Origin of the sequence: Microbacterium sp. NPDC008134, assembly GCF_042957055.1 — a bacterium.
Classification (GTDB): Bacteria; Actinomycetota; Actinomycetes; order Actinomycetales; family Microbacteriaceae; genus Microbacterium.
Map to the genome: position 1 here is coordinate 1,608,546 of NZ_JBIBHO010000001.1, position 19,623 is coordinate 1,628,168.

At 68.4% G+C, this 19,623-nt stretch carries 23 protein-coding genes; 20 read left to right on the forward strand and 3 right to left on the reverse strand.

Translation table 11 applies throughout. The annotated features are described in order from the left end of the window. Positions 1–3: 3 nt before the first annotated feature. Positions 4–786, reverse strand: a complete 783-nt coding sequence (gene map / locus ACFY9N_RS07570; RefSeq protein WP_391477813.1) for a type I methionyl aminopeptidase — start codon at positions 784–786, stop codon at positions 4–6. A 113-nt stretch (positions 787–899) separates the two neighbouring features. Between map and ACFY9N_RS07575 the strand changes: the two genes are divergently transcribed. From ACFY9N_RS07575 to ACFY9N_RS07615, 9 genes are all read left to right on the forward strand, one after another. Beyond that, on the forward strand, positions 900–1,388 hold the full coding sequence (locus ACFY9N_RS07575; RefSeq protein WP_391477814.1) for an MFS transporter permease: 489 nt from the start codon (positions 900–902) through the stop codon (positions 1,386–1,388). A gap of 166 nt (positions 1,389–1,554) precedes the next feature. Beyond that, the gene (gene rplS, locus ACFY9N_RS07580) at positions 1,555–1,902 is read left to right on the forward strand and encodes a 50S ribosomal protein L19 (RefSeq protein WP_391477816.1); all 348 of its coding nucleotides are present in this window, start codon (positions 1,555–1,557) and stop codon (positions 1,900–1,902) included. A gap of 117 nt (positions 1,903–2,019) precedes the next feature. Further along, complete coding sequence (lepB, locus tag ACFY9N_RS07585; RefSeq protein ID WP_391477817.1) at positions 2,020–2,754, forward strand: signal peptidase I; 735 nt, start codon at positions 2,020–2,022, stop codon at positions 2,752–2,754. Next, complete coding sequence (locus ACFY9N_RS07590) at positions 2,751–3,410, forward strand: ribonuclease HII (protein ID WP_391477818.1); 660 nt, start codon at positions 2,751–2,753, stop codon at positions 3,408–3,410. Before lepB ends, ACFY9N_RS07590 begins: the two co-directional genes overlap by 4 nt. 68 nt (positions 3,411–3,478) lie before the next feature. Next, positions 3,479–3,805: a DUF2469 family protein gene (locus tag ACFY9N_RS07595; protein WP_017204525.1), complete on the forward strand. Its 327-nt coding sequence runs from the start codon at positions 3,479–3,481 to the stop codon at positions 3,803–3,805. 115 nt (positions 3,806–3,920) lie between these two features. Beyond that, positions 3,921–4,283, forward strand: coding sequence for a YraN family protein (locus ACFY9N_RS07600; RefSeq protein ID WP_391477820.1), 363 nt, complete (start codon positions 3,921–3,923; stop codon positions 4,281–4,283). Beyond that, positions 4,280–5,809 carry a YifB family Mg chelatase-like AAA ATPase gene (locus ACFY9N_RS07605; RefSeq protein ID WP_391477822.1) on the forward strand — a complete coding sequence of 510 codons (1,530 nt, stop codon included), beginning with the start codon at positions 4,280–4,282 and terminating at the stop codon, positions 5,807–5,809. Before ACFY9N_RS07600 ends, ACFY9N_RS07605 begins: the two co-directional genes overlap by 4 nt. After that, entirely contained in the window at positions 5,806–6,987 is a 1,182-nt protein-coding gene (gene dprA / locus ACFY9N_RS07610) for a DNA-processing protein DprA (RefSeq protein ID WP_391477823.1), read from the forward strand. The genes ACFY9N_RS07605 and dprA overlap by 4 nt, the downstream gene beginning before the upstream one ends. A 58-nt stretch (positions 6,988–7,045) precedes the next feature. Further along, positions 7,046–7,951 carry a tyrosine recombinase XerC gene (locus tag ACFY9N_RS07615; RefSeq protein WP_391477824.1) on the forward strand — a complete coding sequence of 302 codons (906 nt, stop codon included), beginning with the start codon at positions 7,046–7,048 and terminating at the stop codon, positions 7,949–7,951. A 10-nt stretch (positions 7,952–7,961) separates the two neighbouring features. On the opposite strand, the gene ACFY9N_RS07620 is transcribed toward ACFY9N_RS07615, so the two are convergent. Beyond that, positions 7,962–8,513 (reverse strand): murein hydrolase activator EnvC family protein, encoded by a 552-nt coding sequence (locus ACFY9N_RS07620; protein WP_391477826.1) that lies wholly within the window; start codon positions 8,511–8,513, stop codon positions 7,962–7,964. A 300-nt stretch (positions 8,514–8,813) separates the two neighbouring features. On the opposite strand from ACFY9N_RS07620, the gene rpsB reads away from it, so the two are divergent. The 9 genes from rpsB to ACFY9N_RS07665 all read left to right on the forward strand — a co-directional run bounded on the left by rpsB (position 8,814) and on the right by ACFY9N_RS07665 (position 15,433). Beyond that, positions 8,814–9,668, forward strand: coding sequence for a 30S ribosomal protein S2 (gene rpsB, locus ACFY9N_RS07625; RefSeq protein WP_391477827.1), 855 nt, complete (start codon positions 8,814–8,816; stop codon positions 9,666–9,668). 44 nt (positions 9,669–9,712) lie between these two features. Further along, positions 9,713–10,540, forward strand: coding sequence for a translation elongation factor Ts (gene tsf, locus ACFY9N_RS07630; RefSeq protein ID WP_391477828.1), 828 nt, complete (start codon positions 9,713–9,715; stop codon positions 10,538–10,540). A 91-nt stretch (positions 10,541–10,631) separates the two neighbouring features. Then, positions 10,632–11,348, forward strand: coding sequence for a UMP kinase (gene pyrH / locus ACFY9N_RS07635; protein WP_391477829.1), 717 nt, complete (start codon positions 10,632–10,634; stop codon positions 11,346–11,348). 68 nt (positions 11,349–11,416) lie between these two features. Next, positions 11,417–11,971, forward strand: coding sequence for a ribosome recycling factor (gene frr / locus ACFY9N_RS07640; protein ID WP_391477831.1), 555 nt, complete (start codon positions 11,417–11,419; stop codon positions 11,969–11,971). A gap of 6 nt (positions 11,972–11,977) precedes the next feature. Continuing rightward, positions 11,978–13,117, forward strand: coding sequence for a phosphatidate cytidylyltransferase (locus ACFY9N_RS07645; RefSeq protein WP_391477832.1), 1,140 nt, complete (start codon positions 11,978–11,980; stop codon positions 13,115–13,117). Continuing rightward, the gene (locus ACFY9N_RS07650) at positions 13,114–13,686 is read left to right on the forward strand and encodes a DivIVA domain-containing protein (RefSeq protein WP_391477833.1); all 573 of its coding nucleotides are present in this window, start codon (positions 13,114–13,116) and stop codon (positions 13,684–13,686) included. The genes ACFY9N_RS07645 and ACFY9N_RS07650 overlap by 4 nt, the downstream gene beginning before the upstream one ends. 158 nt (positions 13,687–13,844) lie before the next feature. Beyond that, positions 13,845–14,417 carry a transglycosylase SLT domain-containing protein gene (locus ACFY9N_RS07655; RefSeq protein ID WP_391477834.1) on the forward strand — a complete coding sequence of 191 codons (573 nt, stop codon included), beginning with the start codon at positions 13,845–13,847 and terminating at the stop codon, positions 14,415–14,417. A 9-nt stretch (positions 14,418–14,426) separates the two neighbouring features. After that, positions 14,427–14,714 carry a hypothetical protein gene (locus tag ACFY9N_RS07660; RefSeq protein WP_391477835.1) on the forward strand — a complete coding sequence of 96 codons (288 nt, stop codon included), beginning with the start codon at positions 14,427–14,429 and terminating at the stop codon, positions 14,712–14,714. A 2-nt stretch (positions 14,715–14,716) separates the two neighbouring features. Further along, positions 14,717–15,433 carry an alpha/beta hydrolase gene (locus ACFY9N_RS07665; protein ID WP_391478469.1) on the forward strand — a complete coding sequence of 239 codons (717 nt, stop codon included), beginning with the start codon at positions 14,717–14,719 and terminating at the stop codon, positions 15,431–15,433. Between the two features lie 11 nt (positions 15,434–15,444). Here the strand turns inward: ACFY9N_RS07665 and ACFY9N_RS07670 are convergent, their stop codons facing one another. Beyond that, positions 15,445–16,500: an AI-2E family transporter gene (locus ACFY9N_RS07670; protein ID WP_391477837.1), complete on the reverse strand. Its 1,056-nt coding sequence runs from the start codon at positions 16,498–16,500 to the stop codon at positions 15,445–15,447. A gap of 178 nt (positions 16,501–16,678) precedes the next feature. Here ACFY9N_RS07670 and ACFY9N_RS07675 point away from each other — a divergent pair, with 178 nt between their 5' ends. Both ACFY9N_RS07675 and ACFY9N_RS07680 read left to right on the forward strand, forming a co-directional pair. Beyond that, positions 16,679–18,649 (forward strand): glycosyl transferase, encoded by a 1,971-nt coding sequence (locus ACFY9N_RS07675; protein WP_391477838.1) that lies wholly within the window; start codon positions 16,679–16,681, stop codon positions 18,647–18,649. Next, positions 18,646–19,611: a tetratricopeptide repeat protein gene (locus ACFY9N_RS07680; RefSeq protein WP_391477839.1), complete on the forward strand. Its 966-nt coding sequence runs from the start codon at positions 18,646–18,648 to the stop codon at positions 19,609–19,611. The genes ACFY9N_RS07675 and ACFY9N_RS07680 overlap by 4 nt, the downstream gene beginning before the upstream one ends. Positions 19,612–19,623 lie beyond the last annotated feature (12 nt).

Sequence of the window (19,623 nt, forward strand, 5' to 3'; positions counted from 1 at the left end):
CGATCAGTCGACGCCGAGGAACGACCGATCGGTCAGGACGATCGGTCCTTCCGCGGTGATCGCGACGGTGTGCTCGGAGTGCGCGCCGCGGGAGCCGTCGGCACTGCGCAGAGTCCACCCGTCGGGGTCGGTGACCAGCTCATCGGTCGTCGCGAGGAACCATGGCTCGAGCGCGAGTACGAGGCCGTCGCGGAGCGGGAATCCGCGTCCGGCGCGTCCGTCGTTCGCCACGTGGGGGTCGCCGTGCATGGTGCGGCCCACGCCGTGGCCGCCGAAGTCGGTGTTGATCGAGTAGCCCTCGCCGTGGGCGACGGTCGCGACGGATGCCGAGATGTCGCCGATGCGGTTGCCGACGGTCGCGGCGGCGATCGCGGCGTCGAGCGCACGCTCCGTCGTTGCGATCAGCCGGAGGTCCTCGTCACGCGGCGTTCCGACGACGAATGACACGGCCGAGTCCGCCACCCATCCGTCGACGGAGACCGCGAAGTCGAGTGAGACGAGGTCGCCGTCGCGCAGCGTGTAGTCGTGGGGGAGTCCATGCAGCACGGCGTCGTTCACCGATGTGCAGATGACCTTCCCGAACGGGCTGGCGCCGAAGGACGGGTGGTAGTCGATGTAGCAGGACTCGGCACCGCGCTGACGGATCAGGTCGTGGGCACGACGATCGATGGTGAGGAGGTTGGTCCCGACCTTCGTGTCGGCGCGCAACGTAGCCAGCGTTTCCGCGACGAAGCGGCCGGCGGCACGCATCTCGTCGATCTCGGCAGGGGTGCGCAGTTCGATCATTCGGGGGAGTCCTCTCGTCCTCGTCCATTCTCCCCGATCCGAGCGGACCCGTCGTCGCCGCGCTCAGAGCGAACAGCCGTGCGAGACGTCTCCCACCGGCATACCATCGGAGCATGTGGTTGCGTCAGGCGTTCTTCCGCTGGCTTCTGCCGGCGGCCTTCCTGTTGCCCCTGTGGCTCCTCGTCGGGTGGGGCGTGTTCCAGGGCGGATGGGCCATCCTCTGGGTGCTGTTCATCGCGATCCCCTCGGTGTTCCTCGGACAGCTCCTCCTCACTCTTCTCACCCGCTCGCGTCCATCGGTGCGCGCCGACCGCGCCGTGTCCTGGTGGGATGTGGCGGGGTTCACCCTCTGGCACGGACTCACGATCGCCGTCGGATGCTTCATCCCGGGCGCCTTCCCGTGGGTGCTGACCGGCGCAGTGGTCGTCGGGATCGCGCTCGTCTGGCTGCAGGGATGGCAGCTCTGGCGCGAGGCGAAGGTGAGCGGGACACGATTCCGCGAGACGATCGCGTGGTCCTCGTTCCCGGCTTCCGACGACTCCGTGGCCGAGCCGCGTCCGCGCGACGTCATCATCGTGCAGGAGAAGGACCCGCTCGCCTGACGGCGTGTTTTGGCTGCGGCAGGCATCCATGGCAGAATGGATGCTTGTGCCGTGACCGGTTCTGCCTCAGGGGAACCCGCGGATGCTTCGGCCCCGTACGGTGCACACCCATTCTTGTTCCTTCCACCATGCATGCGACCTGAGGCGAGTGCAGAGAGAGACGATCATGCAGATCCTCGACGCCGTAGATGCGGCTTCCCTCCGTTCGGACATCCCGGACTTCTTCCCCGGTGACACCGTCAAGGTGCACGTCAACATCACCGAGGGCAACCGCTCGCGTATCCAGGTCTTCCAGGGCGTCGTCATCGGCCGCTCGGGCGACGGCGTGCGCGAGACCTTCACGGTCCGCAAGATCAGCTTCCAGGTGGGCGTCGAGCGTAAGTTCCCGGTGCACTCCCCGGTGATCGACCACATCGAGGTCGTCACCCGAGGTGACGTGCGTCGCGCGAAGCTCTACTACCTGCGTCAGCTGCGTGGCAAGAAGGCGAAGATCAAGGAGAAGCGCGACCGCTGAGTCGACGCATCTCCACAGCACCCCGGGACACGACGTCCTGGGGTGCTGTGTTTTCTGCCCGGTATGCGAACCTTGATACTGCCGCTCGATGGCACGCACGACTGACGAAGGATGCCGATGACCTCTGAACCCTCCGCCGCGCCCGCCACGGGCACGAGGCGGCGCCGCGGACTGCTGGTCTTCCTGCGCGATGTGCTGATCATCATCCTGATCGCCGCGCTCGTCTCCTTCGTGGTCAAGACCTTCATCGTGCGATCGTTCTACATCCCGTCGGCATCCATGGAGCGTACGCTCATGGTCAACGACCGCATCCTCGTCGACGAGCTCACGCCGCGGTGGGCGGGGTACGAACGCGGAGACGTGGTGGTGTTCCAGGACCCGGGAGGATGGCTCGGCGACCAGCCGCAGCCACCGGCATCGCCTCCGCTCGTGCAGGCGATCGACGGCATCCTGACGTTCATCGGAATCTCCGCCTCCGATTCGCAGGACCACCTCGTCAAGCGCATCATCGGGCTCCCCGGCGATCACGTGGTGTGCTGCAACGCGCTCGGACAGATCACGATCAACGGCGCCCCGATCGACGAGCTCGACTACCTGAACCTCCCCGAGGGCAACACGGCTGCGTCGAACGAGCCCTTCGATGTCGTCGTCCCCGACGATTCGCTCTGGCTCCTCGGCGACAACCGCACGCGTTCGCGGGACTCGCGAGCGCACCAGGAGCTTCCCAGCGGCGGATTCGTGCCCGTCTCGAACGTCGTCGGCAAGGCGTTCCTGACGACGTGGCCGTTCGGTCGGATCGGGGCGATCGACGGGCACCACCAGGCCTTCGACAGCGTTCCGGACGAGGAATGACTCCGATCGCCCCGACCCTGGCGCTCGAGCGGCGGATCCTCGCCGACAGAGAGGTGATCATCTCCCTCGACGAGGTCGGTCGTGGAGCCCTGGCGGGACCGGTGGCGGTCGGCGCGGCGGTGATGGATGCCGCGGGCGCGCGGCGCCGTGTGCCCGAAGGGCTTCGGGACTCCAAGCTCGTCACGGAGCGCCGGCGCCCCGATGTCGCGGAGCGTGCGACCGCATGGGTGCGAGCCTCTTCGGTCGGATGGGCAAGCGCCGCGGAGGTCGACGAGGTCGGCATCATCCGCGCATTGGGCCTCGCCGCCTCGCGCGCGGTCGACGCCGTGGTCGCCCAAGGGACGTCGACGGCAGGAGCGGTCGTCCTGCTCGACGGGAACCACGACTACCTCTCGGCCGTGCACCACTCGGTGCTCGACGTGCGTCCGGTGATCAAGGGCGATCGGGACTGCGCCTCCGTCTCGGCAGCGTCCGTGATCGCGAAGGTCGCGCGCGATGCGCACATGGCGGATCTTCACGCCGACTACCCCCAGTACCAGTGGGATCGCAACAAGGGATACGCCAGCACCGAGCATCGGGAGGCGATCCGCACTCTCGGGCTCTCCCCGTTGCATCGCGCGTCGTGGGCGATCGCCGATGCGCCCGCCCTGTTCTGAACGTCCGGACGTTGCCGCGCTCGGGCAGTGCCGCACCCGGGCGTTCGCGACCCTAGGATGGAACCACCATGGATGAGGAAGCCTTCGACGACTACGACCGCGAACTCGAACTCGCGCTGTTCCGCGAGTACCGAGACGTGGTCTCGCAGTTCCAGTACGTGGTCGAGACCGAGCGCCGGTTCTACCTGGCGAACGAGGTCAACGTCGTGCGGCGCGACACCGAGCACGATTTCTACTTCGAGATCTCGATGAGCGATGTGTGGGTGTGGGACATCTACCGCGCAGATCGATTCGTGAAGGCCGTGCGCGTGTTGACGTTCAAGGACGTCAACGTCGAGGAGCTCCAGCGTCGCGAGTTCGAGCTTCCCCAGGAACTGTCGCTCGACGGTGAGTGAGCGGGGACGCTCACTTCTCCTGCACGGCTGACGTCTGACACCCGATTCTCCGCTCGGCGGTGGATGCCGGGAAACGGCCCCGGCGCACGGCTGAGCCGATCGCCATGCTGTCGGAATGGCAGCGAAGGATGACATCGGCAGGGCCGGGGAAGAACGGGCGGCGCGGCATCTCGTCAGCGCCGGGTACACACTCATCGAGCGCAACTGGCGGTGCGCGCAGGGCGAGATCGACATCGTGGCCCTTCAGGGCGAGGAGCTCGTCTTTGTCGAGGTGAAGACGAGACGCACGATCGCGTACGGTCATCCGTTCGAGGCGATCGACTCCCGCAAGAAGCGGCGGATGTGGGGGCTCGCCCATGCATGGGCCATCGCGCATCCCGATCACGCGCGGGGGCGTCGGATCAGGCTCGATGTCGTGGGAATCGTGGGCCAGGACCCGTCGACCGGCTCGCTCGAGCACGTGGCGGATCTCGTATGAGCACCACGCGCACCTGGGCGGTCGCCATCACCGGGGTGGATGGGCGCATGGTCGAGGTCGAGGCGGATCTCTCGAACCAGACGCCCGAGTTCAAGATCATCGGGTTGCCCGACAAGTCCCTCGGCGAGGCGGTGCAACGCGTGCACAACGCCTGCAAGAACGCCGGATTGGACCTCCCGAGGCGACGGATGACGGTGAATCTGTCACCGGCGAGCCTGCCGAAGCACGGATCCGGCTTCGACCTCGCCGTCGCCGTCGCGACGCTCGCCGCCGGGGATGCGATCTCGGCGCGGTCGATCCGCAGCACCGTGCACATCGGCGAACTCGGCCTCGACGGTCGTGTACGCCCGGTGGCGGGCGTGCTTCCCGCGGTGTTCGCCGCGGCGCGAGCGGGTTTCGATCGGGTGATCGTGCCCCAGGCGAACGTCGCCGAAGCGCAGCTGGTGACCGGGATCGAAGTGCGCGGTGCGGGCTCGCTCGCGGAGGTGGCCGTATGGCACGGGGCGGAGGTCGAGATCCCCGAGACGGCTGCCGATGAGACTTCCGTCGCGGACGAGGAGACGAGCGAGCCGCTCGACCTCGCGGACGTCGTGGGGCAGGAGGAGGCGGTGGAGGCGCTCGTGGTCGCTGCGGCGGGCGGGCACCACATGCTCCTCAGTGGTCCGCCGGGCGCCGGGAAGACGATGCTGGCGCGTCGTCTGCCGGGAATCCTTCCACCGCTGACCGATGAGGAAGCCCTCGAGGTTGCATCGATCCGCTCGCTGATGGGGGAGCGGGTGGTGTCGCTCGACCGGACTCCGCCGATCGAGGCACCGCATCACAGCGCGTCCGTCGCCGCTCTGGTCGGGGGCGGTTCTCGCGCGGCACGTCCCGGCGCGATCGTTCGCGCGCACCGAGGTGTTCTCTTCCTCGACGAAGCAGCCGAGTTCTCCCGCGTGGCGCTGGATGCGCTGCGTCAACCGCTCGAGTCCGGAGCGATCGAGGTCACCCGCGCGGGGTTCACCGCGCGGTTCCCCGCACGGTTTCAACTCCTGCTCGCGATGAATCCGTGTCCGTGCGGCAACTACGGCGTGCGGGGAGCGGAGTGCACCTGCCCCTCGCAGGCGATCAGAAGATACGCGACGCGGCTTTCCGGGCCGCTCCGCGACCGTGTCGACATCGAGCTGCGTGTCTCGCGAGTGGCCGCGTCACGAGCGACCTCCGGTGGTCGGGCGGAGCTCGACACGGCGACGGCGCGACAGCGGGTGGCCGATGCGCGGGGTCGCGCAGCGGAGAGGTGGGCGGGGACGCCCTGGTCGCGGAACGCCGACATCCCGGGGACATGGCTCCGCCAGGGGGAGTATCGGTTGGGCACCGGGGATCGAGCCCCGCTCGATCGCGCCCTCGAGAGGGGAGCGCTGACGCTCCGCGGATACGACCGCGTTCTGCGTCTGGCCTGGACGATGGCGGATCTCGCCGGACTCGAACGTCCGGGACAGAACGAGCTCGGTCGAGCGCTCCATCTCAAGCGGGGGATGACCCCGTGACGCTCGAGCTGATCGGTGATCGCGAGATCGGTCAGGCGGCGGTTGCTGTGCGGACGGATGGGGGAGAGCCATCGCCGGAGTCGATCGCGCGTGCGGCCTGGTCGGTTCTCGCGGAGCCGGGCGATGGTGTCGCCGGAGCGCTCATTCGTGAACTCGGCGGTGTCGATGCGCTGGAGGTCGCACTCGGGGAGTCGAAGGTGGGTTCGGGTAGCACCGCGACGGCCCAGCGTGCGTTGGCCGAGGGGCGAGCGCGATGGCGGCCGCGTGCGCACGCGCGCGCGGTGATCGACGCGCTGCGCGGAGCGGGCCACGTCGGTGCGCGACTGGTGATCCCCGGTGATCCGGAGTGGCCGGATTCGCTCGGAGATCTGGGGGAGCACGCCCCGCCGGCGCTGTGGGTCCGTGGCGATACCCGCCTTCTGACGGCGAGTCCGCGTGCGGCCATCGTCGGTGCCCGGGCCGCTACAGGGTACGGCGAGCACATCGCCGCCGAGATCGCGGGGGATCTCGCCGCAACCGGAGTCACGGTCGTCTCGGGTGGGGCGTACGGCATCGACGGGGTCGCGCATCGTGCGGCGCTCGGAGTTCGCGGACCGACCGTCGCGTTCCTCGCCGGGGGCGTCGATCGCGCTTACCCGTCCGGGCATCAGGAACTCTTCACACGCATCGCCGCGCACGGCGCCGTCGTCAGCGAGCTGCCGTGCGGTGCGGCACCCACGAAGTGGCGATTCCTCGCGCGTAACCGCCTGATCGCGGCGCTCGGCCAGGCGACCGTGGTCGTGGAGGCAGGGTGGCGGAGCGGATCGCTCAACACGGCAGGCCATGCGGCGGCGCTCGGGAGACCACTCGGCGCCGTTCCTGGCCCCGTGACGTCCGCGGCATCCGCAGGGTGTCATCGTCTTCTGCGCGAGTACGACGCGCGTTGCGTGACCTGCGCGGCGGAAGTCCGCGAACTCTGGGGAGACGAGGTGCAGGAGGCGTCGTTCACCCGACCGGCGGATCCCGACCGCATCCGCTTGCTCGATGCCCTCGGAACGAGGAAGCCTCTCGACGTCGAGGAGATCTGTCGGCGAAGTGGACTGGCCCCCGACCGGGTGCGAGCGTTGCTCGGCCTGCTCGACCTGGAGGGGATGCTCACGCCCTCCGACCAAGGATGGGTGCGCGCGGCCACTCCGTGATCGGGCGGCGACGGCGAGGTGCGATCCGTCACATCCTCATCCGGTGCATGCTGGAGCAATGCAGCTCGCCGCCGCCGCGCAGGCCTTCACCGAGTACCTCGAACGGGTACGCCGGCTGTCGGCGGCGACGGTGCGCGCGTATCGATCCGACCTGCGGGACCTGTCGGTCTCGGCGGGGGACATCACGATCGGCGATGTCGATCTCGAAGTGCTCCGCGACTGGCTGTGGAAGGCGACCCAGCGCGGCGACGCGCGGTCGACGCTGGCGCGGCGCGCTGCGGCGGCGCGATCGTTCTTCGGCTGGGCGACCGAGCACGAGATCATCGCCCATGATCCGAGCCTTCGCCTGATCGCTCCCAAACGCGGTCGCGCTCTGCCGGTCGTCGCATCGAAGGATGCCATGAGCGCACTTCTCGAACATCACCGCACCCGCGCGACCGCCGGAGGGGACCCGCGCGAGCTTCGCGACCACGCGATCCTCGAGACGCTGTACGGCTCGGGCATCCGTGTCTCCGAGCTGTGCGGCTTGGACATCGACGACCTCGACATCGATCGCCGGACCGCGCGCGTCCTCGGCAAGGGGGCCAAAGAGCGGGTCGTCCCCTTCGGGTTGCCGGCGAGGGAGGCGCTGAACGCGTACTTGCGTCGCGCGCGACCGGTGCTCGCCGCCCGCGGTGATCGTGCCGGCGGGGCGGTCTTCCTCGGCAGCCGTGGTGGTCGCATCGGCCCGCGGGCGGTCTACTCACTGGTGGCGGACGTGCTCGGTCCGCTCGTGGGGTCGGAGACGGTCGGACCCCATGCGCTCCGGCACACCGCGGCGACGCATCTCCTCGACGGTGGTGCCGACCTGCGTGCGGTGCAGGAGATCCTCGGCCATGCGAGCCTCGGGACCACACAGATCTACACCCACGTCTCGGCCGAGCGACTGACCGCCACCTATCGCCTCGCCCATCCGCGCGCCTGAGGGGACGAGCCTAGGCGCAGCATGGCAGCAGGACCGCTCTGGGCGGGGAGCCGAAAAGCAGGAGCGGATCGATGTACACGCCGTCGAGACGCACTCCCACGTGGACGGTCCCGTGCGCACTGTGCCCGCCCTGCGCGACGACGCCGATGACGTCGCCCGCAGCGACGATGTCTCCGGGGCTCAGGGGGGAATCCAGAGGTTCATAGGTCGAGACGTAGCCTGCGCCGTGATCGAGGGTGAGCAGCGGGCGATCGACGACGGTGCCTCGGAACGCGACGACGCCTTCCGCGGGTGCATGGAGCTGCTGCCCGGGGGCGGCCGCGATGTCGATACCGCGGTGACCCGCACCGTACTCGTGAGCGGGGGCCCGGTACGGCGCTGCGACGGATCGCGGGCCGTCGAGAGGCCAGCGCCACTTGCCGTCGCTCGCATCTGCTGCGCGAAGGGCCGAGAGGCCGAGCGGCTCGGCAGCGGAAGCAGGGCCCCGTGCTCCGAGTGCGGGTCCGAGCGTGAGCACGATGAGGGCGGCGGCGACCAGGCGGATGCGTCGAGGCGGGGTCATTCGGAGAGTCTCCCGGTCGACAGGGGGCCCGTAGGGTGCCCTGTCGGACTGTACCCGCATGCGGGGGAGAAGCGCGCGACGACGCCGCCTGTGGAGAGCAGGACAGCCGTCCGTTCTCCTGTATGCTGGAGGGGCACCTCGAAAACGGGGTGACTACGCGTGCCCAGAGCGACTCCGGTCGTGGCATCCACTCCCACAGGTCCTTCCCCGGAAGGCGGGTGTGCGCCGGGCACCAGGAAGTCCGATCGAACGATCGGCGATAACCTCAACGGCGCCCCGCGCCAGAACCAGGAGACGACCATGGCTGTGGTCACCATCCGCCAGCTGCTCGACAGCGGCGTGCACTTCGGACACCAGACCCGTCGGTGGAACCCGAAGGTGAAGCGCTTCATCCTCACCGAGCGCAGCGGCATCCACATCATCGACCTGCAGCAGTCGCTCGGCTACATCGACAAGGCCTACGACTTCGTCAAGGAGACCGTCGCCCACGGTGGCACGATCCTCTTCGTCGGCACCAAGAAGCAGGCTCAGGAGATCCTCGCGGAGCAGGCCACCCGCGTCGGCCAGCCCTTCGTCAACCAGCGCTGGCTCGGTGGACTCCTCACCAACTTCCAGACGATCTCCAAGCGTCTCGCGCGCATGAAGGAGCTCGAGGAGCTCGACTACGAGACCCCGGCGAACAGCGGCTTCACGAAGAAGGAGCTCCTGCTCAAGAAGCGCGAGCTCGACAAGCTGCACAAGTCGCTCGGCGGAATCCGCAACCTCACCAAGACGCCGTCGGCCATCTGGGTCGTCGACGCCAAGCGCGAGCACCTCGCCATCGATGAGGCCAAGAAGCTCGGCATCCCCGTGATCGGCATCCTCGACACGAACGCCGACCCGGACGACTTCCAGTACCCGATCCCCGGTAACGACGACGCGATCCGCTCGGTCTCGCTGCTGACGCGCATCATCGCCGACGCCGCCGCCGAGGGCCTGCAGCAGAAGCACAACCCCGAGACGGGCGACGCCGAGCCGCTCGCCGACTGGGAGCGCGAGCTGCTCGAGGCTCCGGCCGAAGAGGCTCCCGCCGCTGAGGCCGCCGAGGCGCCGGCCGCTGAGGCCGAGGTCGTCGAGGCTCCCGCTGCTGAGGCAGCCGAGGCCGACGCCAAGTAATCCCGCGACCACCACACACATCACGAAGCAAGGAGCCACCACACATGGCCAACTTCACCATCGCTGACCTCAAGGCGCTGCGTGAGCAGCTCGGTACGGGAATGGTCGACACCAAGAAGGCGCTCGAGGAGGCCGACGGAGACGTCGAGAAGGCCACCGAGATCCTGCGTCTCAAGGGTGCGAAGGGCAACGCGAAGCGCGCTGACCGCTCGACCAGCGAGGGACTCGTCGTCGCTCGCGAGCAGGCCGGCGCCGTGACGCTGATCGAGCTCGCCTGCGAGACCGACTTCGTCGCGAAGAACGACCGCTTCATCGCGCTGGCCGACAAGGTCGCCGACGCCGCTGCGGCAGTCAAGGCCGACTCGGTCGAGGCAGCCCTGGCCGCCGACGCCGCGGGTCAGTCCGTCGAGCAGCTGATCTCGGAAGAGGCAGCCATCATCGGCGAGAAGGTCGAACTGCGTCGCGTGCGCACGGTCGCCGGTGACAACGTCGAGGTCTACCTGCACCGCACGAGCAAGGACCTGCCGCCGCAGATCGGTGTCGTCGTCGCCTACTCGGGTGACGACGCCGAGACGGCGCGCAGCATCGCTCAGCACATCTCGTTCGCCAACCCGTCGTACCTCTCCCGCGAGGACGTTCCGGCCGAGGCCGTCGAGAAGGAGCGCGAGATCGTCACCGAGATCTCGCGCAACGAGGGAAAGCCCGAAGCGGCTCTCCCCAAGATCGTCGAAGGCCGCGTCTCCGCGTTCATCAAGCAGGTCGCCCTGCTCGAGCAGGACTACGCCAAGGACAACAAGCTCTCTGTCGCCCAGGTGGCGAAGGACGCCGGTATCACCGTGACGGACTTCGCGCGCTTCAAGGTCGGCGCGTAGCAGAGTCGAAGGGGTTCGGATCCATGAGATCCGAACCCCTTCTTCATGCCCAGAAGGCACTATCTTGAATCGGGACGAGAGGACAACACCCATGACCGAACGCACCGGACGCCGCCGCGTCCTTCTCAAGCTCTCCGGAGAGGCATTCGGCGCCGGTCAGCTGGGCGTCAACCCGGATGTCGTCGGCCAGATCGCGCGGGACATCGCCGCGGCGGTCGACCGCGTCGAGGTCGCCATCGTCGTCGGCGGGGGCAACTTCTTCCGCGGCGCCGAGCTGAGCCAGCGCGGCATGGACCGTGGACGTGCCGACTACATGGGCATGCTCGGAACCGTGATGAACGCGCTCGCGCTGCAGGACTTCCTCGAGCAGGCCGGCGCGGCGACGCGTGTGCAGTCGGCGATCTCGATGACACAGGTCGCCGAGCCCTACATTCCGCGCCGGGCGGAGCGTCACCTCGAGAAGGGCCGTGTCGTGATCTTCGGCGCGGGCGCGGGTCTCCCGTACTTCTCCACCGACACGGTCGCCGCTCAGCGCGCCCTCGAGATCGGTGCGGAGGAGGTCCTCGTCGCCAAGAACGGCGTCGACGCCATCTACACCGCCGACCCCAACAAGCACGCGGATGCCGAGCGCATCGAGCAGGTCACCTACAGCGATGCGCTGCAGCGCGGACTGAAGGTCGTCGACTCGACCGCCTTCAGCCTCTGCATGGACAACAACATGAACATGCGCGTCTTCGGCATGGAGCCCGCGGGCAATGTGACGCGCGCCCTCCTCGGCGAGCCGATCGGCACCCTGGTCACCACCTGAGTGTGTGACGCGGCGGAGAAGGCTTCGCCCGATAGAATTTGCAGAACACCCCGACGATAGGAGTCACCGTGATCGCGGACGTCCTCGCTGAAACCACCACCCGCATGGACCGGGCGGTCGAAGCTGCCAAGGAGGACTTCTCCACGGTGCGCACCGGTCGCGCGAACCCCCAGCTGTTCCAGAAGGTCCTCGTCGACTACTACGGAACGCCGACCCCGATCGGCCAGCTCGCGTCGATGGCCAACCAGGAGGCTCGCACCCTCGTGATCACGCCGTACGACAAGTCGGCGCTCAAGGCGATCGAGCAGGCCATCCGCGACATGCCGAACCTCGGGGCGAACCCGACGAACGACGGCAACCTCGTCCGCGTGACGATGCCGGAACTCACGGCCGAACGCCGCAAGGAGTACGTCAAGCTCGTCAAGTCGAAGGGTGAGGACGCCAAGGTCCACGTCCGCGGCATCCGTCGCAAGGCGAAGGACGACCTCGACGCGCTCAAGAGCGAGGTCGGAGAAGACGAGATCGCACGGGGCGAGAAGGAGCTGGATGCTCTCACCCGCCAGCACGTCGACCTCATCGATGACGCGCTCAAGCGCAAAGAGGCAGAACTCCTCGAGGTGTGAGGGCGGATGTCTGACACGCGAGATTCCGAGGACGGCGTGCCGCTGACCCGCCGCGAGGCGCGGGACGCGACGACGCCGGACTCGGGCATCCCGTTGGCGGACGAGGCGTTCCCCGCCTTCGACGCCTCGCTCATCCCGCCGCGGCCGCCGCTCCCCGAAGAGCCGGCCGTCGTGATCCCCGACACGATCGACACCGCGGACCACAATGCGATCCGCGAGCAGTGGCGTGCGAAGCGCGACGAGTTCGGCAGCCACGTCTCGCACGCGCGCGACCAGATCGATCAGGCGAACGAGCGGATCAAGCAGCGGACGGGGCGCGACCTCGTGCTCGCGATCCTCATCGGTCTCGCGTTCGGGGCGGCCCTTCTGGGCTCGCTCCTGTTCATCAAGGTGCTGTTCGTTCCGTTCGCCCTCGCTGCGGCGTTGTTGGGCGTCTACGAGTTCGCTCGCGCTCTCCGTACTTCGGGTCGACGCATCGACGTCGTGCCGCAGCTGGTGGCGGCCACGGCCCTCGTGCTCTCCGGCTACTTCGCGGACATCTGGCTGTGCTGGATCGTCCTGTTCCTCGCCGTGGCGTTCGTGATCGTCTGGCGTCTCATCGCGCAAATGTTCGCGCAGGACGGCCGGACCTACGGTGATGTGCTGGCGGATGCCGTCATCGGCGGCTTCGTGCAGGTCTACGTCCCGTTCCTCGCGGCGATCGCGCTGATCCTGCTCGGGCAGGAGGGCGGCCAGTGGTGGGTGCTCGGTTTCATCGCCATCGCGGTGGCAGCCGACACCGGTGCCTATGCGGCGGGCCTCGCCTTCGGGCGGCATCCGATGGCTCCCCGGATCAGCCCCAAGAAGACGTGGGAGGGGTTCGCCGGCGCGGTCGTCGCCTCGCTGACCGCCGGTGTACTGCTCGCGATCTATCTGCTGGAGCTTCCCTGGTGGGGCGGTCTCGTCTTCGGCGCGGCGATTCTCCTGTCGGCGACCCTGGGTGATCTCGGCGAGTCGATGCTGAAGCGCGATCTCGGGATCAAGGACATGAGCTCCTGGCTCCCCGGACACGGCGGCCTGCTCGACCGCCTCGACAGCATCCTGCCGTCGACGGTCCCCGCTCTCTGCCTCTACTTCCTCCTCTCTCCCTGGGTGGTGCTGTCATGAACGACCAGAAGACCGAAGAGCAGCAGCCTGTGCGAGCGGCTTTCGCCGTCGCGACGGGGCGGACAAAGGGCTATCACCCCGCAGCCGTCGACACGTTCCTCGCCTCGGCGCGCGCGGCGTTCGAGCACGGGGGAGATTTGGGTGCGGCCGACGTCCGTACCGCTTCGTTCCCTCTCGTCAAGGGCGGCTACGTGGTCGGTGACGTCGATGCTGCGCTGAGTCGCGTCGAGGACGCCTTCGCGGCGCGTGAGCGCGACCACGCTGTTCGCTCCGAAGGCGCGGGCGTCTGGGTTGAGCAGGCCCGCGACGAAGCCCAGGTGATCCTCGATCATCTCGCGCGCCCGCGTCGCCACCGGTTCGCTCGCACGGGCGCGCTCACTTTCGGCTACCGCGTCGATGAAGTAGACCACGTGGCGACCCGCATCGTTCGCTACCTTCGCGACGGCGATGCGTTGAGCGCGGAGCAGTTGCGCTCGGCGGCCTTCCGCATGCAGCGCGGCGGGTATCGCGAGGAGCAGGTCGACGCTCTGCTCGACGCGGCGATCGACGTGATCCTCGCCGTCCGCTGACCTTCTCATGGCCGTCCCAGGCAGTCTTGCGTAGACTGTCGATCATCGTGAACTCCCGAAACGACATGACACCTGCACGACGTGACGCCTCGCCGGTCCCTGTGGCGACGGCGAATTCGGTGCATCGCGGTACTCGTCGATGGTCACGACGTCGTGGAGTGGTCGCCGCGTTCGCGTCGCTCGCGGTCGTGGGATTCGCGGCAGCGATGGTCGCCCCGACCGCTGTCGCCCTCGCGGATCCGCCCGAGCAGGAGACGCCGGAGAGCGCCTATTCCGTCGCGCTCGAAGACACCCAGAATCTGACGGTCACCGTCGAGGGCGCCGAGATCGCACCCGTCGAGCGCGGGTCCTTCGAGGTCTATGTGACGCCGAAGCCGACCCCGACGCCGACTCCGACGCCGGCCTCGAATACCGGTTCCTCCGCGCCCGCAGCCCCGCTCTTCTACACCGGCGGTGGCGCCCCGGCGGACTGGATGGCGGCCGCAGGGATAGCCGAAGGCGACTGGGGCTACGTCGACTACGTCGTGTCGCGCGAGAGCGGCTGGAACCCGAACGCCACGAACAGCAGTTCGGGCGCGTGCGGCCTGGTGCAGGCTCTGCCCTGCAGCAAGGTGCCCGGCAACGGATACGACCCGGTCGACAACCTGCGTTGGGCGAACGGCTACGCCACGGGGCGCTACGGCAGCTGGGCCGGCGCCTACAACTTCTGGATCAACAACCACTGGTGGTGAGCAGGCACGATGCCCCGCTCCCGCAGGCGGCCTCCTTCGCGATCTGAGGCCGACGAGTCCTTCGAACGCCTCCTCGCGGGGTGGAAGCGCACCGAGACGCGCCGAGGTTCGGAATGGACCGTGCAGCCGGTTTCCGCGATACAAGCGCAGAAGTCCTACGTGTGTCCGGGGTGCTCCCGCATGATCGAACCGGGCACCGCCCACGTCGTCGCGTGGCGGGCCGACGGGGTTCTCGGAGACGCCGCCGACCTCGCGGCACGCAGACACTGGCACACACACTGTTGGAGGCAATCGTGACCATCGAGATCCGCGGGCCGCTCGAGCTGCCGGCTCGACGGGAGGACATCGAACTGCGCACCGCAGACGGCCTCGCTCTCGTCGGCGAACTCGCCCTCCCCGAGGTCGCGGAGCCTGCCGCGACGCTGGTCACGTTGCACCCGCTCCCCACCGCGGGCGGGTTCATGGACTCGCACATCCTGCGCAAGGCCGCAGCGCGGCTTCCTGCCCTCGCCGATCTGGCGGTGCTGCGGTTCAACACGCGCGGAACCACATCGCCCCGCGGCACCAGCGAGGGGGCGTTCGATGGCGGTGGCGCGGAGCAGTTCGATGTCGCCGCCGCGATGGAGTTCGTGCATGACCGCGGCCTGCCGCGCCCCTGGCTCCTCGGATGGTCGTTCGGCACGGAGCTGGCCCTCAAGTACGGGCGGGACCATGACATCGAGGGCGTCATCCTGCTCTCGCCGCCGCTGCATCGCGCGACGGACGCCGAGGTCGCGGCGTGGGCTCAGTTCGATCGGCCGGTCGTGATCCTCGTTCCGGAGTTCGACGACTATCTCCGCCCCACGGAGGCACGCGAGCGCTTCGCGTCGATTCCGCACGCGACGCTCATCGCCGTCGAGGGAGGAAAGCACCTCTGGGTGGGGGAGTCGCAGACGCGGCGCGTGCTCACCGAGATCGTGGCCGCCGTGAACCCCGCAGCCCTTCCGCTGCCGACCGAGTGGCCGGTCTCGCTCTGACCTGAGCGGCGTCAGAGTTCGTTCATGCGCGGGATGAGCACCTGGCGGTAGATGATCAGGATGCTCGCAGCCACGGGGATCGCGATGAGCGCGCCGAGGAGTCCGAGCAGACTGCCGCCGGCGAGTGCGGCGACCACCACGACTGCGCCGGGCACCGACACCGCACGGCTCATGATTCGCGGGGAGATCACGTACGCCTCGATCTGCATGTAGATCAGGTAGTAGACGCCCGCGGCGATCGCGGTCGCGGGGGAGCCGAGGCCCGGGATCAGGCAGATGAGCACGATGAGCGTGGACCCCGTCAGCGTCCCGACGAGCGGGATGAGAGAGAAGAAGAAGGCGATGACCGCCAGGACGGCGGGGAAGGGCGCCTGGATGATCGATAGGTAGATCGCACTCAGGACGCCGTTGATCACACCGAGCGAGACCTGGCCCATGACGTAGTAGCCGACCGAGTCGGTGATCTGGTCGGCAAGGTCGATGAAGCGCTCTCGCTTGGATGCGGGCGCGAGCTGATAGACGGCGCGCTTGAGCGAGGGGGTGGACGCCGTGAGATAGACGGTGAGGATCAGGACGATGAATGCGCCGAAGAGACCGGTGACGATCGAGGTGCCCACGACGATCACGCTCTCGGTGATCGATCCCCAATTCTCGAGCAGCCAGTCGGTCGCGCGCGTGAACGTGTCGTCGATGAACGAGGGCTGCAGCCCGGGGAAGACGTCGGTGATCCAGTCCTTCACATCGCCGATGTAGGTGCTCTGGAGGAACAGGGTGATTCGCCGCACGAGTTGACTGATCTGATCGATCAGGATCGGCAGCACCATCAGGACGATGCCGGCGAAGACGCCCAGCACACCGAGGATCGTGACGAGTACGGCGAGCCAGCGGGGGAGCTTGCGGCGTTCGAGGAACGCGACCACCGGATCGAGGCCGAGGCTGAGGAACAGCGCGGTGCCGACGTAGAGCAGGACGGTCGAGAGGTTCTGCAGGCTTCCGATCAACAGGATGCCGAGGCCCACTCCGAGCGTCGCCACCAGGGCGGTGCGGAAGGGGTTGTGGATCTTCATCTCGACTCCTCAGGACGGGTGCTGCCAGGCTATCGATCGTGCCATGCGCAGCTCGCGCGACGTGCCGTCGCGCACCGCGGGAATCGCCCTTGTGGGCAACACACAGGTGGTTTCGCTAGTCTGAAATGTCGAGTGTTGCGTCCCGGGTCATCGTGCGGGATGCGTGAGGAGACTATTCGTGCGTTTCGTATGGGCCGTCGTGGCCTTCGTCCTGGCCGCGGCCCTGATCGGTGCCGGCATCGCTCAGCGCACCATCTTCATGGGGCCGGATTCGGTGCAGGAGACGGTGCAGATCGACGAGCCGGCTCCGTTCATCCTGATCGACGGTGACGTGCTGCGAGCGCACCCCGGTGCGCAGACGCTGCTGATCCGCGGCGACGGTGAGATCTTCTCCGCGTACGGCCGCACACCTGACATGGAGGCGTGGCTCGCCGACTCCGACTACAACCAGGTGACCGTCGACGACGACGGCTCTTTCCAGGTCGAGCACGTCGTCGCTCCCGAGGCGGAAGACGACGCCGTCGATTCCGGAGACACGGCGACCGAGGAACCGACCACCGAGGACGACCCGGCCGCCGTGACGGGGCGCGACCCCGCCGGTTCCGATCTCTGGCTGAACTCGTTCAGCGACACCGATTCGCTGTCGCTCGACAACCTCCGCCTTCCCGAGGGCGTCAGCGTGCTCGTCGCCTACGACGGCACCGAGAACGCACCCGACGACATCGTGGCGTCCTGGCCGCTGGACACCTCCACGCCGGCCGCCGGACCGCTCATGGTCGCCGGTGGCGTGCTCCTTCTCGTAGGGCTGATCCTCTATGCGCTCGGCATCCGTCATCAGCGTCGCGGCCGTGGTCCGCGTCGCAAGGGGCCGGGCCCGTTGCCCGTGACCGAGCCCATCGACCTCGCCTCGCTCCCCGCAAGCGATCGTGCAGCGATCGAGAGCGGGGCGGCCGGCCCGAAGGCGCAGACCGCGGATGGCATCCAGGATGCGGAGATCGTCGACGAACCGTCCACCGCCGAGGGCGGTGCGGACGATGGGAAGACCGAAGGGCAGTCGAAGATGAAGTCCGCAGACCCCGCTCGCCGTCGTCGCCGTCTCCTGGTCGTGCCGATTCTGGGACTCACCGCCGTGCTCGCCGCCGGATGCTCCTCCGATTCCTGGCCGCAACTGGGCGCCCCCGAAGCGACGCCGTCGCCCACTCCGACAGTGATCGCCCCGGAGAATCAGAAGCCGCCGGCGGTGACCGAGGCCCAGGCGGAGCGCATCCTCGGGGAGATCTCCGCCACGCTGGCTGAGGCGGACACGAACCGCGATCTCGATCTCGCCAAGACCAGGCTCGACGGCCCGGCGCTCACGGCTCGAACCACGGACTACGCACTTCGCACCGCGATCGCCGATTCTCCCGTTCCCGCTGCGATTCCCACCGACGATGTCGAGGTCGTTCTCCCCGAGGCGACCGACCGCTGGCCCCGCACGACGCTCCTGCTCTCCAGGAGTGCGGATGACGAGACCGTCCCGCCGGTGCTGCTCACGATGACCCAGCAGGATCCGTGGTCGAACTACAAGGTCACGAACATCGCCGAGATGTCCGCGGACGCCGTGTTCCCCGACGTCGCCGCGGCGTGGCTCGGCACCGCGCTGGTCCCCGACGACTCCGCATTCCTCAGCATCGCGCCCGGTGAACTCGCCGCCGCCTTCGCGGACGTCGTCGACACCGGCGAGAAGAGCGCCTCCAACGGCCTCTTCGATGATCTCTCGCAGAAGCTCGCGACGTCGATCCGCGACAGCCGCCAGACCGTCGTGCAGAACCTCATCGACAACGGTGCGGCAGAGACATCCGAGGTCAGTTTCGACATGTCGCCGGCCGACGATCCCGCCGTCTCCATGACGACGCTCGACAGCGGCGCGATCGTCGGCATCACGCTGACGGATGCCGAGACGGTCAAGCCGACCTCCGCCGATGCGGTCATCCGATTCGGCGACAACGCGAAGGCCAATGCCCTCACCGGCGTCTCGGAGTCCGCAAAGGGCGTCGTGACGACGTACGAGTTCCAGCTCTTCTTCTCGGTTCCCGCGCAGGGATCCACCGAGCAGATCAAACTCCTGGCGTCGCGTCAGGATCTCGTTTCCGTAGAGGTGATCAAGTGACCGAGTTGTCTCCTGCGGCGCTGCGTGGTGCCGTCGATCTGTCGAGCCTGCGCAACCGGCCGGCCGCTCCCGCCCCCGGCGCTCCGGCCGCTCCCGCCCCCGGTGCTCCGGCCGCTCCCGCCCCGGGTGCGCCGTTCGCCGATCTCGTGATCGATGCGACGGACGAGACCTTCGGGCAGGTTCTCGAGCTCTCGCGAACCGTGCCGGTCGTCGTCGACCTCTGGGCGGAGTGGTGCGGGCCGTGCAAGCAGCTCAGCCCCATCATCGAGAAGGTCACCCGCGAGCTGGGCGGGCGCGTCCTGCTGGCCAAGGTCGACGTCGATGCGAACCCTCAACTGGCGCAGAGCTTCCGCGCGCAGTCGATCCCGATGGTCGTCGCGGTCATCGCCGGGCAGCCGGTGCCGATGTTCAACGGCGCCGTTCCCGAGGAGCAGGTGCGGGCGGTCTTCGCCCAGCTCCTGCAGCTGGCCGCGCAGAACGGTGTGACCGGTTCGCTGGCGATCGACGGTGCGGCGGCCGCGGAGGACGCACCCGCCGAGGAGCCCGCGCTTCCGCCGCTTCACGCCGAGGCGTTCGCCGCGATCGAAGAGGGCGACTACGCCGCCGCGATCGTCGCCTACGAGAAGGCGCTCGCGGAGAACCCCCGCGACGAGGACGCGATCGCCGGACTCGGACAGGTGCGCCTCCTCGATCGCGTTCAGTCGCTCGACCTGCAGGCCGCTCGTGCCGCCGCGGCGGCAGCGCCGCTCGATGTCGCCGCGCAGTTCGACGTCGCCGACCTCGATCTCGCGGGCGGCCACGTCGACGATGCGTTCGGCCGTCTCCTCGACCTCTTCGCACAGCTCCCGACGCACGAGCGCACACCCGTGCGCGAGCGTCTCGTCGAGCTGTTCGGACTCATCGGGGCCAGCGACCCGCGCGTCGTCTCGGCGCGGAATCGCCTGACGTCGCTGCTCTTCTGAGCTGCTTCTCGG